Here is a 17,400-nt window from a genome sequence, read left to right as displayed (position 1 = left end):
GCAAGACATCAATCTCAGTTTGGCTCGATGCCCACGCGCTTGACCTCTTCAATCCACTGGACGGCTTCCTGCCGCGCGAATCTACCGAGTTCCTCCGGACGACCGCCTACCGTTGTTGCCCCGATATCGGTGTAGCGTTTCTTGAACCCAGGCGCTTGAACGATATTGTTCAGTTCGCGCGACAGCTGCTGGACGATCTGCGGGGGCGTTCCACTGCGGGCAACGATGGCGTACCAGGACGTCACTTCGAAGTTCTGCAAGCCAAGCTCCTTCAGTGTCGGCACGTTGGGCAACCATGACACACGGTTCTTGTAGGCGACTGCCAGGGGTTTCAATTTGCCGCCCTGGATATAGGGCAGCGCAGTCGCCATCTCCGTGAACATGAACTGGATCTGTCCGCCCATCAGATCGTTGAGAGCAGGCACCGAACCTTGATATGGAATGGAGGTGAAGTTCGCGCCAGTCTCTGTCTTGAGCTTCTCGCCCGCCAGATGCGCATAGGAGCCGATGCTTGCCCCGAAATTGACCTTATTCGGGTACGCACGCGAATATTCGATCAGTTCACGCACCGAGTTCACCGGAAAGCTCGGGTTCACCACCAGCACCTGCGGGGTTAGCACCAGCAGGGAAACCGGGGTGAAGTCGCGATCCAGATCGTAGGACAGATGCTTGAACAACGCCGGCTGTACGGTCAGGTTGGAAGCAGGTGCCAGCAACAGCGTGTAGCCGTCCGCGGGCTGTCGTGCCACCCACTCAAAGCCGATATTGCCTGCCGCGCCCGGGCGATTCTCCACCACGATCGTCTGCGACAGGCGCTTGCCTAGCTCATCGGCCGCATCGCGGGCCACCTTGTCGGCAATGCCGCCTGCGGGATACGGCACGATCACCCGAATCGGCTTGCTGGGATAGGCATCCGTGGGCGCGGCATTCGCCTCTGGCAACCACGTTGCAAGGCACACCAGCATGCCGAATATGACCCCGTTGAACCCGATTTTTCTGCGCTGCTGATGTGAGTGCTTCATTGGAATTTTCGCTAGACGTAATGCAAACAGACATCCATTGGATGCCGAAGCGAATACCCAAGGGAACGAAGAAATTCGTGTATTCACATATCCGAATCTTCGTTGCGACGGCGCGGCCCAGCCTCCTACGATGACAACCATTTCTCCAGACACCGACCGCGCCCCGCCCTCTTCCGTTACATGGTGAGCGGCGGAGTGTTACGAACTTGCCACCATGTCCCTTGTCACGCCCGTGAGCACTGGCCCAGCCACCAAGACCATCGAAAGCGCACCAACGGGAAAGGCCAAAGTGCCGGCAACCGACTCCAGCACATCGCCAGCCCACTCGACGCGGCTGCCCACGCCGAAACGCTCGTCGCATGCCTGGGACCGCTATGAACTTCCCACCATTGCACTGGCCGCCGTACTTTATGCCGCGTGGGCCGCGTTGGTCTGGTGGCACGCAAGCATCCCCGGGCCGCTGCTGTTCCTGGCGGGCGGCTATGTCGCGCAGCTCCATTTTTCCCTGCAGCACGAATCCATTCACGCCATGCGGCACCTGCCGATCTGGTTGCGTACTGCCGTAGTCTGGCCACCCATCAACCTGTGGCTACCGTATCCGTTCTATAACAAGGGACACAGCACGCACCACGTCAATGTCCATCTCACCCACCCCCAGAAGGACACGGAAACCGCGTACCACAGCCCCACTCAATGGCAGGCAATGAGCGTCACATGGCGCGCGATCTATCGCGCCAATCAGATCCTGCCAGTGCGTTTGATATGCGCCCCCTTCCTGCGTCTGGTACGGCTCGCGCGCAATGAGTATCGGTGCCTGATGGCAGGCGATTTCAGTCGTCTGAAGATCTGGGCGATACATGCGTTGTCCGCGATGCCCTTGCTGTACTTCGCGCTGGCGCTGGCCGGCATGCGCTGGTGGGAGTACCTGCTGTACTTCGTCTATCCCGGCATGATGCTCGGTCAGCTCCGGACGTTCACCGAGCATCGCTGGGGTGAACGTCCAGTGGAACGCACGGCTATCGTGGAATCCAACAGCATTGGTGGCCTGCTTTACCTCTACAACAACCTCCACTACGTGCATCACCTGTTTCCCACACTGCCCTGGTATCACATCCCCCGTTATTTCCGCGCGCATCGCGCCGCAGTACTACACGGCAATGGCGGCTTCTACTACCGTGGCTATGCTGAGATCGCCAGGCGCTTCTGGCGCACCTCAGTCTTCGACCCGGTCCATCCGCGCTGGTAGGCAACGTCGGACAGACGTCGTGCGCCAGTTTGCGCACTAACTAATGCCAAAAGCTTCATTCCCATGTCGGGATGTGTTGCCTAGCATTGCTGGTTGCTGCATGAAACCTTGGAGTGACAAATGAATCAGGTCAAGCGCACGAAATCCTCGTCATCCACAGATACCGAGTTGGAAGCTGATGTCCTGGTGATAGGCGGCGGTCCCGCAGGTACGTGGGCTGCACTGGAGGCCGTACGCAACGGCGCCACAAACGTCGTGCTGGCGGAGAAGGGATACTGCGGCTCTTCCGGAGCGACGGCGGCGGCAGGAACCACGGTGTGGTACATCTCGCCGGACGAAGGTAAACGCGAGACCGCCATGGACAGCCGCTACGACATGGGTGGTCGCCTGGCGGACTATCGTTGGATGGAACGCGTGCTGGACCGCACGTGGCATGGCATGAATGAGTTGGCCGATCACGGGTATCCATTCCCCCTCGATGCGACGGGCCGCTCACAGCGCGTGTCATTGCAGGGGCCCGAGTATATGCGGCTGATGCGCAAACGCGTGGTGCAGGCGGGCGTGAAGATTCTGGACCAAAGCCCCGCGCTGGAACTGCTGCAGGCTGACGATGGCAGCGTGGCTGGCGCGCGCGGTGTTCACCGCCAGAACGGCTCACAATGGCGAGTCAGGTCCAAAGCGGTCGTCATCGCCACCGGTGGCTGCGCGTTCCTGAGTCGTGCGCTCGGCTGCAATGTCCTCACTGGTGACGGATTGCTGATGAGTGCGGAAGTGGGTGCCGAGATGTCTGGCATGGAGTTCTCCAACGCCTATGCCATCGCGCCCGAAAGCGGCTCGGTTACCAAGACCATGTTCTACAACTGGGCCTCTTTCACCGATGAAGCTGGCGAGGTGATTCCCGGCGCCGCATCCAAAGGGGGGCGTAGCGTGATCGCGCGCGAGCTAAATCGGCAGAAGGTCTACGCCCGGTTGGACAAGGCCGATGAGGCGACACGTCTGGCCATGCGCGCCTCGCAGCCCAACTTCTTCCTGCCGTTCGACCGTCAGGGCATCGATCCTTTCACACAACGCTTTTCCGTCACGCTGCGTCTCGAAGGCACGGTACGCGGAACCGGCGGGTTGCGTATCACCAGCGAAGACTGCGCCACCAGCGTGTCCGGCCTGTATGCCGCCGGAGATGCTGCTACGCGCGAGCCCATCTGCGGCGGATTTACCGGAGGCGGCAGCCACAATGCAGCCTGGGCGATTTCCTCCGGCTCATGGGCCGGCCAAGGGGCGGCGAGGTTTGCACTCCAGCGCGACACCAACCAGCGCTCGGCGCGGGGCGCCGGTGTCGCGGCCATTTCTGGTGCCGGCCGCCAGACCATCAATCCTGCCGCGCTCACCCGAGCCGTGCAGGACGAGGTATTCCCATTCGACCGCAACTACTTTCGCCACGCCGACGTACTGGCACCTTCGCTCGGTCGTCTGGATGACGCGTGGCTCGGCGTGCGCGAGTCCGCGCCTGCGGCGGTGGAGCAGATGCTTGCCGCGCGCGAGGCAGCGGCCATGCTTGCCACTGCGCGCTGGATGTACGCCAGCGCCCTCGCCCGCAAGGAATCCCGCGGCATGCACAAGCGTTACGACCACTTGCAGCTGGATCCCACGCAGCACCACCATATCGTCAGCGGAGGATTGGACCAGGTCTGGGCCCGTCCGTTGGCCTATGACACTCAAGGTGGTCCGCGATCGGCGCAAGCCAGGGCCGAGCAGGAAGGTATTGCCGCATGATCGAACTCATTAGCGAAAGCCGCTGCACTGGCTGCAACATCTGCGTCCGCGTCTGCCCGGTCAACGTGTTCGATGCCGTGCCTCAGGCCGCACCGACCATTGCCCGACAGGCCGACTGCCAGACCTGCTTCATGTGCGAGGCCTGGTGCCCGGAGGATGCCATGTTCGTCTCTCCCAACGCCGAGGCTTCGACCGGCGTGAGCGAGCAATCGCTGGTGCGCGAGGAACTGCTGGGGAGCTACCGCAAAAACATTGGCTGGAATCGCGGATTTCCGGAGAAACGGGGCGTAGACGACTCATATCAACTCCTCAGTATGCCGGGTGCCCGCTGAGCGAGGGAGTCGCTCGCAGCCTGCGACTGCTACCGCTATCGGCGGACCAGGGACTGGCAAGGGCCAGTCCGGCTCCCGGGCCTCACTCAAGCCGCTTCGGCTTCATGCACCACCCGGCCTCCCACGATGGTGAGCGTGCTGTGCAATGTCTTCCATTCTTCGGGCTCCTGCGAAAACGGGTCATCCGACAGCACTGCCAGATCGGCCGCGTAGCCGGGATAGAGCGGCCCCTTCCAGTCTTCGTCGAACGTCAGCCGCGCACCTGCCACCGTGAACGCAGCCAGGCCCTGTTGCAGAGACAGTGCCTGCCCGGGCCCGATGGCACGGCCACTGACGCGCTCCTGCCTGCGTGCCGCCACCCAGAGGGTGAAAAACGGCTGATAAGGGATGTTGTCGGTCGCAAGGGAGTACGTCAGCCCCAACTCCTCGAACGTAGCATGTGGCACTACGGCGTTTCCACCGTCCGTCTCGTCGAGATAGGCGCTGCCACCTTTCCAGAGGCAATACGTCGGAATAGTGGTGGCCAGAATGCCGAGCGACTTCAGCACCAGCAAGTCTTCGCGACGCGCACGGGCAATATGCTGCATCACCCATCGCCGCCCGTTCAGCGGAAATCTTGCGTCCACCTCGCGAAGCACCGGAACGATCTCATGCAGACGATCGCCCACAATGGTGTTGACTCGCAGATCATGCTCGGCCGCGAGGAAACACAGGGCCCGATAGTCTGCCGGCGTCACGGCCTGCTCGACGAAGCCCGACCATCCGGTGTTCGGCAAGTCCTGCCGCGCGCAACAGGCCACGGCGGCGTCACCTCCATAGGCCAGATGGACGCCGCTCACGCGCAACCACGGGTCACCAAGACCTCGCCCACGGGCCACTGCCAGCCAATCCCGCATCGCACGTGCCGCCTCAGTCAGGTTGTCCCACGTTGGGCTCACCACCAGGCTGGTGCGCATGGTCAGCTCCCCCTCCTCCCACAACCGGCGATACACGGAGATTGTCTCCGGCGCCGAGCCATGGCCTTCGTAGATGCTGGTGACGCCCTGCGCATGATAAAGGCGCTGTGAGATACGTAGCCCTTGAATCCGCTCGGCAAAGCCGAATCGGGGCACATCCGGAAGCAAGTCAAACTCAATCGTCGGGCGATTGTTGTGTTCGACGATCTCACCGTTCAGTTGCCCCTGTGCGTCCAGCCCGATCTCCACGCCGGCGCAGCGTGGCTGACTGGCAGGCGTGAGTCCGTTTCTCCGCAGCGCCAGACTGTTGAGTGCCGCGCGTCCCGGCGGCTTGCCCCAGTTGCCGAAGTGCGCCGGAATGTAGACCGGATGATCCGGCGCGGCTGCGTCGAGCTCCTCGCGAGTGGGCATGCGCGCCTCCCGCAACTGTGCGGGCCCGCCGAAGTAGTAAGGCGGCGTACCCACCGGCATGGTGACGATGTACTGCCCTTTCGGCGTCAATCTCGCCCGTTCGCGAACGACGTTCAACACGTCCGCCACGCTGCGGGCCTGTGCAAGCGAAGGCCGAAGCGTCTTCAGCCCTTCTCGCTCCATGTGCGCGTGGGTATCGTTAAAGCCCGGAATGACACACGCACCTTGTAAGTCGCGTACGGCTTCGGCCTGCTGCGCGAGCGCCATGGCAGCGTCATCCAGCGCCACCACGCTACCGTTGCACAGCGCGATTGCGTGAGCGCCCGGGTGCCGGGCGTCGAATGTATGGATCTGCGCGTTATACAGGAGGAGCAGACCTCGTGTCGCTCCCATGTCTTAGCTGACCGTGTGATACCACGGGAACAGCTTGCGCGTCACCAGAAGGAACAAGCGATCCGCCAGGAAACCGAACACGCCCAGCAGCACCAGTCCGATGAACATGATCTCCACCTGGAAAAGCTGATGTCCCAGCGACATCATGTAGGCAATGCCCTGTGTCGACCCGGAGAGTTCCGCAGCGACCAGTACGACCAGCGACACCGCTAGCGCCTGACGTACGCCGGCCAGAATAAAGGGCAAAGCCGCCGGCAGTACTACGAGGAACAGCTGCTGCAACCGCCCCGCGCCCAGGGAAGCCGCCGAACGAAGGTACACCACGTTGGTGTCGCGCACGCCGATGAAGGTGGTAATCCAGATCGGGAAGAACGCTCCCCAGGCAATCAGCGCAACCTTGGGTGCCTCGCCTATGCCGAACCACAGCACTGCCAGCGGGACGACGGCCAGCGACGGCACTGAGCGAAAGCCATGCAGCACTGGTTCACTCACATACTGCAGCAAGGGAATGCGTGCGGTCAGCACACCCACGGAAATGCCCAGCACCAGAGCCATGACAAAACCTGATATGGCACGCAACAAGCTCATGCCGATGTGCCCGAAGAGTTCACCTGACCGAATCAAGGGGATAGCGGCCTCCAGCACCTTGGACGGCGGCGGAAACAGCGCCGGATTGATCCACTCGAACACATGCGGAATCGCCTCCCATGCGAGGAGAAACAAGGCCACGCCCAGCAGATTCAGCGCGATGCGTCCGCGACGCCGGCTTCGCTCCTGTCGTTCGGAATCTTGCTGGAATCGCTCGGCCAGCGACGCTGTGTCGGCGACAGTGGCTGCCGCGCCACCTTGACGCCTGCCTTCCGCGCCCAGTTTGGGTTGCGCAATACTCGGGAAACTCATCCTGCACGCCTTTCGTAACCTTCCGCCAGCGCCGACTCGATTTCGGCATAGTGCTGCGCGAACTCCAGCGAACCGCGCTGGCGCGGGTACGGCAACTCGATTGCAATATCGGCCCTGACGCTTCCAGGGTGCGCGGCCATGACCACCACTCGCTGCGCGAGGAAGATTGCTTCATCGATGTTGTGGGTAACGAACAGCACCGACACGCCGATCTCCTGCCAAAGACGCAGCAGATCGTTCTGCAGCGACGCCCGCGTCATCGCGTCCACTGCGGCGAATGGCTCGTCCATCAGCAGCACCTGAGGCTCCACGACCAGAGAGCGCGCCACGGCAATACGCTGGCGCATGCCACCAGACAGTTCATTGGGATAGCGATCCGCCGCATGGGACAGATGTACCCGCTCCAACGCCTGCAGTGCACGCCGCTTGCGCTCTCCGGCATCCACCTTCAACGCACGCAAGCCGAACTCCACGTTCTGGCGCGCGGTCATCCAGGGAAACAGCGCGTACTCCTGGAACACGACGCCACGCTCAGGGCCCGGCCCCCTCACTGGCTCACCGCGAAAGCGCACCGCGCCAGCGGTCGGCTTCACAAAGCCTGCCAGCAGATGCATCAGCGTGGTCTTGCCACAGCCCGACGGGCCGATCAGGCAAACGAACTCTCCGGCGCGAACGTCCAGCGATACTTCGTTCAACGCCTGTGTCGGCGTGGAATCGCGTACCGCAAAGAACTGCGAGACGTGCTGGAACTGAATAAGCTCACCCATACACGATCACCCCAGACTGACACGGCTCGGGTTGATGGATTTCAACGTCTCGTCGTGGATCACGCTGCGAAACAGCTCCCGCAAATCGCCCTTGGGACGAGGGGCAAGCTTGTTGTCGATGGCCCATTGGGCCTGGCTGACCAGATCTTCGACGAAGCTTTTGTTGAACTCCACCTTGAACTCGAACGTAGAGGTGAACTGGCGGATCTCTTCTGGCGTGCTGCGAACGCGGCTCGACACCTGCTCCGGCCAGGCTGCGTTGGTGTGGATATGGTTCTCCGCATCAAGCAAGGCATTGACTGCATCGGACAGCAGGGGCTTTCGACTGCTGAGCGTGGCCTGATTGACCAGCAGCAACTGATGGCTACGGAAGTACTTCTCGTAGCCATTCTGGGTGAGAAACACCACCTTCCCGCCACTCTGACGCTGTGCGGCACTGCCAGCCAGTGCCGTCCAGGAGAATGCGTCGATATCACCGCGTACCAGCGCACCTACCAGGTCCGAAGGCGCGATATTGATCTGCGTGATGTCGCCTGGTGCCAGTTTGGCGAACTCCAGATACTTCGCCAGCGCATACTGGCCCGACGTGCCAGCGGGGGTGCCAATCTTCTTTCCCCTGAGACTTGCCGGGTTCCTGGGATCAATCCCACTGCGCTCGCTGGCGACGATTTTCATGTCATACGAGTAGCGGCTGAAGTTCGCGAGTACCGCCGGCTTGAGGCCCTGCAGCACGGCAAATACCAGTGGCGTATCCGTCGTCGTCGAAAAGTTCGCCGAGCCACCCAGCAACGCCTGCATGGCGTCACGGCCCGTCGTGAAGTCCTGGACGCGCAGGTCCACATTGCGCTTCTTCCAGTAGCCGGCGCTCTCGGCCACCGCTGTCAGGGCCCACGTGTAGCCAGCACTGCCTGTGGCTAGCGTCGCCTGTTCGCGCTGTTGCGCCAGCGACAGACCGGGCAGCACGCCTGAAACACCTGCCGCCACAGCGCCGATTCCCCGCAACAGCGAACGTCGACCTCCGTTGACGTCGGAGGCCTCGAAGACCGAACTCATGTACCACTCCAAGCAATTGCAAACTGGGCAATCTTAGGAATCCACCTGGTGGCACACAAGGAAGCATTTCAACTATCGAACTGCGGAACTGGTTCGTAGATTCAGCACATAAGACCGTTTCATCGCACCGGGAAAGGCTACTCGCCTAACTGCTCTCACCGCAGGCATCCGCACAGATCGAGCGTGGCAAGCACGCAATTCCGGCGCGGTCATGGCAATTGCTCTGGCGGCAGTCAATTCACGCGGTCTTAGACCTGGCCACTGGGTTTCCCTGATATCGACGAGGTAGCATCTCGGGCGATTTCGGCCAGGCGCTTCTCTCCAAAAATCCGAAGCATCGTCATCTCCGCAGAACTCAGTGCCTCATTGATGTGGCGATTCACCGCAGCCTCTACCGGGCATGCCGGGTTGTCGTCAGCAGGGCCGAGTGCGAAAAGCGCGGTGTGTGCAATCGCCACGTAGACATCCTTTACCGTGAAGTCCTCAAGGTCTCTCGCAAGGTCCCATCCGCCCCCTCGTCCACCCGTGGATTGGACGTAACCTGCATCGCGCAGCGCCGCCATCGTTCTTCGAACCACAACTGGGTTGGTGTGCAGCATCAATGCAATGTTCTCAGACGTGGTTGAACCACCGCGTAGATGCATGTGCACCAGAACGTGCAGGAGTCGGGCCAATCGGGTGTCGAATCGCATGAAAGCAGAACTATTGAGTTTCCGTAATGTTTGATGTTACGCTAATGCAATGCGTGCTGTAAACGACCATGATTCCGAGCCACGATGAGCGCCTACCGTCAGAACTTTATTGAAGCCAACGGCATCCGACTGCATGTCGCAGAGCAAGGCGAGGGGCCCTTGGTGCTGCTTTGCCACGGGTTTCCTGAGACATCGCATGCTTGGCGACATCAACTCGCAGCACTGGCGCAAGCTGGTTTTCACGCTGTCGCGCCAGACTTGCGCGGATATGGGTTGAGCGACTGCCCTGAAGGTATTGGGCAATACACGACGCTTGACGTTGTCGGCGATCTCGTTGCGCTCGTTGGCGTACTCGGCGAAAGCGAAGGGGTCATCGTCGGAAACGATTGGGGTGCGACTATTGCGTGGCAGGCGGCAATGCTCCGGCCCGACCGATTTCGGGGTGTCGTGGCGCTCGGCGTTCCGATGATGGGCCGCGCGCCATTTGCGCCAAGTCGCCTGTTTCCGCAGAACGACCAAGCGTGGTTTTACACCCATTACTTCTCCAAACCTGGACTCGCCGAAAGCGAGCTTAAGCGAGACGTTGCTGCGACCCTTCGCAAGATCTATTTTTCGGCCTCGGGCGATGTCGGCGTTCGCGACGCCAGCACTCCGAACCCGTTCGGACTGGTACCCCGGGGCAAGCAATATCTCGATGCCCTCGGTGATTTCCCGTCATTGCCGGATTGGCTTGGCTCCTCCGATCTCGAAGCGTTCGTACGCGCCTTCAATGTCTCTAGCTTTCGAGGCGGCCTGAACTACTACCGGAACCTCGACAGAAACTGGGAAATGCAAGCAGCGTTTGAGGGGCTTCGCATCGAAGTGCCTGCCCTTTACCTTGTCGGCGAAAGAGACACAGGGCTCGCTATGCCTGGCATGCGTGAAATCATCGATGCCATGCCCAAAATCGTACCAAAGCTGCGCAAGTCTGATGTGGTACCGACGGCAGGACACTGGTTACCCCAAGAAGCACCGGACGTCGTCAACGCAGCGTTAGTCGAGTTTCTCCGGGAGCTTTGACACCATCGATCATCGCTGTCCCTTCCTGGCGCGTCACCGGACATTGCCAGCTCAGCAACAAGGGACTACTACGGGTCGGTCAGGCACTGTCATTGGGAGAAGCTGCGAAACGTGCTCGTATCGACCGGTCCGTCGAACCATTCTGCGTTCACTGGCTGAAGGCGCCGCGTACAAGGCCAACGCAGGAGCCAGCATCGTGGCGGCGCTCGACGGACTGGCGCGAACGCTGGCCGTGGAGCTGGCACCGATTCGCGTCAACGTCGTCTCCCCGGGCGTGGTCGATTCCCCGACCTGGGACTTTCTGCCGTCCGACGCGCGCGCCAGTGTGCTACACGGCATCGGCGCGGGTCTTCCGGTCGGTCGCGTGGGTACTGCATCGGAACTCGCCCAGGCGGGCCGCTTCCTGATTGCCAACGGCTTCGCAACCGGCACCGTCCTGCAGATCGACGGCGGTGATGTGGAGTGAAGCGAGCTAGATATCCGATGACAGATCCGCAAGACCCGCCTTGCGACAAACCCATCCAAGCAACCATAGTCCTGCGCCGGCCGAGTAAGCGACGATGCCCGCTCCGGCCTGATGTTGGTCTCCGAGCAGATAGTTCGCGCAGAGTCGCACCGGCTCTTCAACGAAGATCAATCCAACTGTCACGCCCATCCAGACCAAGTTGCCAATGAAGAAGAGTAAAACGGGCCACGGCGAAATGCGGATTGCAAGCGCCATCGAAAATCCCGCCACGCACACCGAAGCATCGCGCGCAATGCCCGTAGCCATCGACATTCTGGACAGGTCAATGGCAATGGGCACCATCCAGACGCCATATGAAAATGTGCACAGGGTACAGAGAGCGAGTCCGTAGGGCCGCATCGCGTCCATTAGGCTCCGGCGACTTATGACATATAGCTCGGCGAAGGCCCAACCCGCCACGGCCAGACATGGCAGCAGACACAACATCAGCGAAGACATCGATGCCTCGACGACGTCACGGAGCGGGGGCAGCGCCGGAATCAGGAGAATCAGCAGAACGAAATGCCATGACTTCCTGCTCATCGCGCCGCCTGACGCACGACGCTTCGTGCAAACAAATACGCCTGTTGAAATTGCTCCATTGGATACGTGGCCAAAACCACACCATTCGCGGAAACCACGTCGAGTGCCCCGTTATGCGTGATGCCGCCCATCCCATCCGGGATCGCTATCACATCCGCCTGGCGTAGCAACGCGTTCAGTTCGCGCGAATCGCTTGCGGTGACCACCTCCCACTCTGGCAAGCTCGCCCGATACGTTGCTGCGTACGTTTTCAAGTCGCCAGCCGTATCGCGCGCGTCGAGTGAAATCGAAACAAGACCAAGTTGACCTGACAAGCCATCGGCCTTGACCTGGTGAGACAACTGCGCGAACTCGCCGCCCAGCGCGCTACATACGGTATTGCAGCGTGTGTAGATGAAATCCACGATGTACACCGTCGACGTCGCGTTTCCGGAAAACAGTTGCACACCATGCCCTTGCTGGTTCCGCACTGCAGTCGCTGGCATTCGAAGATCCAGCGACGCGATCCGCAGGTCACGCCGCTCGTCCAGTGTCCAGGCCGACAACCCGTAGGTCAGCGCGTGCAGCCCGCCGATGCCCGCCGCCAGTACGGCGGCAAGCGCCAGCCACGGCCTAGCCGCCGGACCCGCCAAGCGCGGCGTCGCCATCGAAGGATCCTTTCATTCCGGCAGTGTCGGCACGCGATGCCGCAACGGCTTCCGCCGAAATTGCCGAAGCACTATTTCCCCACTGGACGCGTACATGTGTCAGTACGGCCGCGATCTCGGCATCGGTAAGCTGGTCGGCAAATGCCGGCATCGCCCCGTTATAGACCGCGCCCTTGACGGTCAGCTTGCCGGTCACGCCTCGCAATACAATCCGTGCAACACGGGACTCGTTACCATTGACCCATTCCGATCCGGCCAGGGGCGGAAAGACGCCGGGCAAGCCTTGTCCATTGGATTGGTGGCAAGCCACGCAGCGGCTCTGAAAGATTGCGGCGCCGTCGACCTTCGCTCCAGCGCCCTTCGCATTGCCGCGCAGGTCCGCCAGCGTGCGGCGATCGCCCAGTTCAGGCGCCTGATTGATTGGAGCCGTGGCGATGTACCACGCCCCCCATGCCACCAAAACGGCAACCATTGCCAGCACATAGCGCGGAATGGGCGCCTGGTTCTCATGCGGGTCTTCATGCTCGCGCGCACGCGCCGCCTCGGCCTGCCGTGTTTCCCGAACATCGGTCATTGCAGTCTCCTGCCTTCAGCGCGCCGCAGCGCCATTGATCGGTGGCAATACGGGCCCGGTCCGGTTCAGTGACTGCAGGTATGCCACAAGATCCAGCGCCGCCGCAGTGGGAACAATCACCTTGCCAACTGGCGCGTAGCCTGGTGGCAAGGTGATGGCCTTCTCGCCGGCATCGGGAGCGTCCTTGGCATCGAACAGGTATGGATAGCTCGGCATGATGCTGCCGCTGACATAGGCACGGGGCTGGTACAGATGGCCGAGATGCCAGTCTGCGCTGGGCTGGCGCACCCCGATGTTCATCAGATCCGGCCCCGTTCGCATGGTGCCGAGAAGATGGGGGCTGTCGTAGTAGTAGTCGCCGGCAACGGCGGCTCGCCCCCAGCCACGTTTGGCATCGGGCGCGAAACTGCTGTCTCGTGGTTGCTGCGAATGGCAGTAGATGCAGCCATTGGCGATATACACGCCGCGCCCACGCAACTCCGCTGTGGTGTACGGCTTCAGGCCTGGCGTTGGCTTCACGTCATGCAACTGCAGGTACGGGATCACGACCAATGCGCTGGTGGCGATCGCCAGCATCGTCATGCCACCTGCAAGCAGTGCGTTTTCGTTGTTCATGTTTCCACTCCCTGCTCCGGCTTGCCGCCCTGGTGAAACAGCGCAGGACGATCGCGGTTGGGACCAAACCCGAAGATCGCGCATACGAAGTTCGCAACAAGACAAAGGTGGCCGGCCAGCATCATCGTGCCGCCCACCGACCGCGCCTTCAGATAAGGAATGGTCACCTGCACCGAATCCATGAACGGACGAGCGGCATCAAGCATGGCCATGCCCTGCAGCCAACCGCCAATGGTCAGACTGACGAAGTAGACGCCGATCCCGCCGGCAGCCAGCCAGAAGTGGCAATAGATCATCCAACGGTACGGCCACTCGCGACCGGTGATACGCGGCACGATGAAGTAGATCGCGCCAAAGAACGCGAAGCTCACGAAGGCATAGAGGCCAAGATGCGCGTGTGCGACCGTGTAGTGCGTGAAGTGGGTGACGCGATTGACGGCTCGCAACGCCTCGAAGGAACCCTGAATCGAGCTCAGCGTGTACATCATGCCGCCGAAAGTCACGAACCGAAGCGTCGGGGATTCGATCAGCTGGCGAAAATGGCCTCGTAGCGTCTGGTGCTGGTTGATTGAGAACGCGATGACTGGGATCAACATCATCATGCTCTGCACGATTGACAGTGTGATCAGCCACCCCGGTACCGGTCCGCCCACCAGGTGGTGCCCGCCCACTTGTCCGTAGAAGAAAGCCAGCGCCCAGAACCCAAGCAATGACAAGCCATAAGACCTGACAGGCTGCCCAATGATCTTCGGCAGGAAGTAGTAGATCGAGGCAAGCGCAAGCGGCGTGTAGAACAGACCCAGCACGTTATGCCCGAACCACCAGTTCATAGTGGCCTGCTCCACGCCGAAATGGAGACCCGGAATGTTGGCAACGAGAAAGAGCACGGGGAACCAGAACAACGCGCATCCCATGTACCAGACGGAAACATAGAGGTGGTCGACCTTGCGATTCACCAGCGTCAACACAAGGGGAAAGCCGACGAAAGCTCCGCCGATCACGAACAGGATGTCAACCTGCCAGGGAATCTCCAGCCATTCGAGTCCATCGGAAATGCCCGCCGCGATACTGCCGATACCCGCGATCAACCCGGCATTCCAGAGCGCGGCCCCCAGCACGGCCCAGCGCCCGCCCATCAGCTCGGTCTTCAGTAGGCGCGGCAGCAGAAACATCGCGATGCCAAGCCCCGCCATCGGCGCCCAGCCATAGGCCACCGCGTTCAAATGAATCGTGCGTATCCGACCAAAAGACAGCCATGGCACCGAAGCCAGCAGATCGGGCTCGTGCAGCTTGATCGACGCGGTCAGGCCGGCGACCGAAGCAACCAGAAGCCATACCATCGCGCAACAGATGAACAGGAACACGACTGGCCCGGATGACCGGTCGGCTTCTTCGCGCGACCGGTCGACAATTCCATGGCGCGCCGAAGCTGGGTCTTCCGAGTGCCCAGCCTCCTCATCGGCGAAGATCACGCGTGCCGCGGCCGGCGAGGTATCGAACAGGCCCTTCCGCATACTCCAGATGAATGCCCCGAGGGCAAACACTGAAAGCAGAAACGCCGACATCAGGATGGCGACTGTATTCATGAAGACTCGCAGGCAACGCGTATCCGACGTGAATCCGCTGGTGAGTTCGAGGCGAACGATGAAACGTGCTGGTGCCGGAGCTTACGGCCGAAGCCCGGTTACTTCACATAGCCACTTTTGATTCATTTTCAGGTAGCCATTGGAGCGGCGTCGACGCTACGAGGATCGGAGACGCTTCGGCCGATCCCGCGCTGGGCAGGCATCGCTGCCCGATGTGTCACCGGGCTCAAGCAGATTCGTCAAATCGGCGCCGCGAGAGAAGCCGGCGCGAAGCGCGATCTCGGGCACAGTAAAGGCCTCGAATGCGCGAGACGCCAGCATCCGACGCGCATTGGCGAGACGATGCGTGACAAGCAAGCTCGCAAAGGTGTCGCCGAACGACGCGAGCACACTGTGCAATTCGCTCTCTGCAATCGCCAGCGAATTCGCGATGTCGCCCGCGCTCAGCAGGGGCTCCGCGCTCCGGTTGGCAATGCAGGCGAAAACCTTGTTGTAGAGCGCAAGTGCGGCAGACGAGGCCGCGATCGGTCTTCCCGTTGTTCCGCTTGCCATGGCGAGCATGGCGCCGAGATGATCGATCATCATCGATGCCGGCAACGGTCCATCACGCAGCGCGTGTGGCGTCATCCCGGCCACGAACGCAGCCAGCGCATGATCCATTTGGCCGGCCTCGCCGCCGAGCGGCCGGCCAACCATCCGGCTCGGCTCCCGCACCCAGCGGCGCAGCCATGCTTCGGGCATCTTCACGTGGGTGACCTCGTAGGCTGACGGCATTTCGATGAGATTGGCCCTTGCCGAATCGATCAGGAATGCCTGCCCCGCCCGCACACGCGTGGCGCCCGCATGTTCCACGTACCAGGCTGCGCGTCGATTCACGATGAGGTGGTAGGTGTGTGCACCACTCCGCGCAAGCTCCGCGCGACCGCGCAATGACCGATGCGCGGATCCGCATTGCGACAGCACGTCTACGTCATCGATTTCGAGCATCGACATATGCGAGGCGAGCGCACCCGTGTGTGTCGCCTCCACCTGCATTGGGACAAGGGCCGAGGACAACGCCGCGGCGAAGTAGTCAAGTCGCTGCGTTCGGGGAACGGCGTTGGTCGACCAGGTCACGATTGCGCTCACGGCTTACTCCTCCTTCGGATCGTCGCGGGACGAGGGGCCAGCGTGCGCGCGGCGGAGCTGGTTTGGCGTGTGCCCCACGCGAGCACGCATCACCCGGGAAAAATGGGCGGCATCGGCAAACCCCGCCCGCCGCCCAATCTCGGCGACGGTCAGCCTGCTGAAGCTCGATGATTCCAGCATCCGAACCGCATCCGCGCATCGCATGGCCATCAGTACGGCTCCAAACGTCGTGGACGATCTTGCGAAGTGGCGATGGAGACTGCGTACCGAAATGCTTACGGCTGCAGCGACGTCGGCCGCGCACAGGGTCGCCTCGCGCGACTGTCCGGCCATGCAGTCGCGAATGCGATCCAGCACCGCGGCACCCTCGGTTTTGGCTGGCTTCGGTGGAACTGCGCTCCTGCTTTGCGCAAGGAACGCCAGCAGCGATCCGATGTGGTCGCCAATGAATGACCGTGGCAGCGGATAGTCGGCGAGCCGTGCGGGTTCCAGACTCTGTAGGAATGCCGATAGCGCGCGGCCCCAGCTATCGTTCGCGTCTATCCTGGCGCCGACCAGAACGGACGGTGCGGGCAGCCACTGCCGGATCCAGGCTTCCGAGAGCGCGACGTGAACGATGTTGAAATCGTTGCCGATCTCGAGATTGAACGGAATAGACGAGTCGCACATGATGACGTCGCCGGGCCCCAGACGTTCGCGCGTCAAGTGCTCCAGTGTCCATGCGGATCGCGTGCTGGTAAGCAAGTGGAACGTTCGCCCCTCGGCTCTCGCGATATTGCCCCTGTCGGCAAAGCAACGGTGCGGGGTTCCGCGCTGGCGGATGACTGTCATGCCGCCCAGGTCGGCCGCGGACATGTCCACGCCAAAGGCACTCGGCGCGCTCCCGCTCAACTGGATCGGGAAGATCGCTGTTGCCAATGCATGGGCGTAGTAGTCGTACCGCTGGCTTTGCGGAACATCGCTGGTGGACCAGTTCCTGATCAACAGGGGCGATTGGGCACGCATGGCGAGACCTCATGGTCGGAACGGCCGCCAATACCGGTCTGGTATCGGCGGTCATCTCATGGGATTTGATGCCAGTGTGCCCGCGCGCGACCAGCGCAACCGGGATATAAGTGCCAGATGACACGATCGTCTGGCCGCTGCGTGCCAATCGGCCCAAAGGGGCCAAAGAGCACAAAGGGGCCAACGAGGCCCAAGA

General features: G+C 61.5%; 18 protein-coding genes. 5 read left to right on the top strand and 13 right to left on the bottom strand.

What is annotated here, in order from left to right:
• Nucleotides 1-14 precede the first annotated feature (14 nt).
• On the bottom strand, nt 15-1,163 hold the full coding sequence (locus WD006_RS25525; protein WP_231108898.1) for a Bug family tripartite tricarboxylate transporter substrate binding protein: 1,149 nt from the start codon (nt 1,161-1,163) through the stop codon (nt 15-17).
• 73 nt (nt 1,164-1,236) lie between these two features.
• Here WD006_RS25525 and WD006_RS25520 point away from each other — a divergent pair, with 73 nt between their 5' ends.
• The 3 genes from WD006_RS25520 to WD006_RS25510 all read left to right on the top strand — a co-directional run bounded on the left by WD006_RS25520 (nt 1,237) and on the right by WD006_RS25510 (nt 4,370).
• Nucleotides 1,237-2,268, top strand: a complete 1,032-nt coding sequence (locus WD006_RS25520; RefSeq protein ID WP_029309525.1) for a fatty acid desaturase — start codon at nt 1,237-1,239, stop codon at nt 2,266-2,268.
• Nucleotides 2,269-2,388: 120 nt separating this feature from the next.
• Nucleotides 2,389-4,038: an FAD-dependent oxidoreductase gene (locus tag WD006_RS25515; protein ID WP_011518823.1), complete on the top strand. Its 1,650-nt coding sequence runs from the start codon at nt 2,389-2,391 to the stop codon at nt 4,036-4,038.
• On the top strand, nt 4,035-4,370 hold the full coding sequence (locus WD006_RS25510; protein WP_008652374.1) for a 4Fe-4S dicluster domain-containing protein: 336 nt from the start codon (nt 4,035-4,037) through the stop codon (nt 4,368-4,370). Before WD006_RS25515 ends, WD006_RS25510 begins: the two co-directional genes overlap by 4 nt.
• Nucleotides 4,371-4,456: 86 nt before the next feature.
• Here the strand turns inward: WD006_RS25510 and WD006_RS25505 are convergent, their stop codons facing one another.
• The 5 genes from WD006_RS25505 to WD006_RS25485 all read right to left on the bottom strand — a co-directional run bounded on the left by WD006_RS25505 (nt 4,457) and on the right by WD006_RS25485 (nt 9,494).
• Entirely contained in the window at nt 4,457-6,004 is a 1,548-nt protein-coding gene (locus WD006_RS25505) for an amidohydrolase (RefSeq protein ID WP_375199015.1), read from the bottom strand.
• Nucleotides 6,005-6,133: 129 nt separating this feature from the next.
• Complete coding sequence (locus WD006_RS25500) at nt 6,134-7,030, bottom strand: ABC transporter permease (RefSeq protein ID WP_029309523.1); 897 nt, start codon at nt 7,028-7,030, stop codon at nt 6,134-6,136.
• Nucleotides 7,027-7,797, bottom strand: coding sequence for an ABC transporter ATP-binding protein (locus WD006_RS25495; protein ID WP_029309522.1), 771 nt, complete (start codon nt 7,795-7,797; stop codon nt 7,027-7,029). The genes WD006_RS25500 and WD006_RS25495 overlap by 4 nt, the downstream gene beginning before the upstream one ends.
• A 6-nt stretch (nt 7,798-7,803) precedes the next feature.
• Complete coding sequence (locus tag WD006_RS25490; RefSeq protein WP_029309521.1) at nt 7,804-8,850, bottom strand: ABC transporter substrate-binding protein; 1,047 nt, start codon at nt 8,848-8,850, stop codon at nt 7,804-7,806.
• Between the two features lie 248 nt (nt 8,851-9,098).
• Nucleotides 9,099-9,494: an Rrf2 family transcriptional regulator gene (locus tag WD006_RS25485; protein ID WP_375199018.1), complete on the bottom strand. Its 396-nt coding sequence runs from the start codon at nt 9,492-9,494 to the stop codon at nt 9,099-9,101.
• Nucleotides 9,495-9,626: 132 nt separating this feature from the next.
• Here WD006_RS25485 and WD006_RS25480 point away from each other — a divergent pair, with 132 nt between their 5' ends.
• Both WD006_RS25480 and WD006_RS25475 read left to right on the top strand, forming a co-directional pair.
• Complete coding sequence (locus WD006_RS25480) at nt 9,627-10,601, top strand: alpha/beta fold hydrolase (RefSeq protein ID WP_029309519.1); 975 nt, start codon at nt 9,627-9,629, stop codon at nt 10,599-10,601.
• A 43-nt stretch (nt 10,602-10,644) separates the two neighbouring features.
• Nucleotides 10,645-11,067, top strand: coding sequence for an SDR family oxidoreductase (locus tag WD006_RS25475; RefSeq protein WP_080711522.1), 423 nt, complete (start codon nt 10,645-10,647; stop codon nt 11,065-11,067).
• Nucleotides 11,068-11,073: 6 nt separating this feature from the next.
• Here WD006_RS25475 and WD006_RS25470 read toward each other — a convergent pair whose 3' ends face one another.
• From WD006_RS25470 to WD006_RS25440, 7 genes are all read right to left on the bottom strand, one after another.
• Complete coding sequence (locus WD006_RS25470; protein ID WP_029309517.1) at nt 11,074-11,649, bottom strand: hypothetical protein; 576 nt, start codon at nt 11,647-11,649, stop codon at nt 11,074-11,076.
• Nucleotides 11,646-12,296: an SCO family protein gene (locus WD006_RS25465; RefSeq protein ID WP_029309516.1), complete on the bottom strand. Its 651-nt coding sequence runs from the start codon at nt 12,294-12,296 to the stop codon at nt 11,646-11,648. The genes WD006_RS25470 and WD006_RS25465 overlap by 4 nt, the downstream gene beginning before the upstream one ends.
• Nucleotides 12,262-12,870 carry a c-type cytochrome gene (locus WD006_RS25460; RefSeq protein WP_011518813.1) on the bottom strand — a complete coding sequence of 203 codons (609 nt, stop codon included), beginning with the start codon at nt 12,868-12,870 and terminating at the stop codon, nt 12,262-12,264. Before WD006_RS25460 ends, WD006_RS25465 begins: the two co-directional genes overlap by 35 nt.
• Before the next feature lie 15 nt (nt 12,871-12,885).
• Nucleotides 12,886-13,485: a cbb3-type cytochrome c oxidase subunit II gene (locus WD006_RS25455; protein WP_011518812.1), complete on the bottom strand. Its 600-nt coding sequence runs from the start codon at nt 13,483-13,485 to the stop codon at nt 12,886-12,888.
• A complete protein-coding gene (locus WD006_RS25450; RefSeq protein WP_029309515.1) occupies nt 13,482-15,071 on the bottom strand; it encodes a cbb3-type cytochrome c oxidase subunit I in 1,590 nt (529 codons plus the stop codon). Before WD006_RS25450 ends, WD006_RS25455 begins: the two co-directional genes overlap by 4 nt.
• A 156-nt stretch (nt 15,072-15,227) precedes the next feature.
• Nucleotides 15,228-16,199: a TetR family transcriptional regulator gene (locus tag WD006_RS25445; RefSeq protein ID WP_011518810.1), complete on the bottom strand. Its 972-nt coding sequence runs from the start codon at nt 16,197-16,199 to the stop codon at nt 15,228-15,230.
• A gap of 3 nt (nt 16,200-16,202) precedes the next feature.
• Nucleotides 16,203-17,204 (bottom strand): AraC family transcriptional regulator, encoded by a 1,002-nt coding sequence (locus WD006_RS25440; RefSeq protein ID WP_011518809.1) that lies wholly within the window; start codon nt 17,202-17,204, stop codon nt 16,203-16,205.
• Between the last annotated feature and the right edge of the window lie 196 nt (nt 17,205-17,400).

The sequence above is a fragment of the Cupriavidus sp. Met-2 genome, from assembly GCF_049843575.1.
GTDB classification, from domain to species: domain Bacteria; phylum Pseudomonadota; class Gammaproteobacteria; order Burkholderiales; family Burkholderiaceae; genus Cupriavidus; species Cupriavidus metallidurans.
The sequence above is the reverse complement of the archived record's forward strand: the minus strand, read 5'-3'. Positions and strand labels throughout refer to the sequence as shown.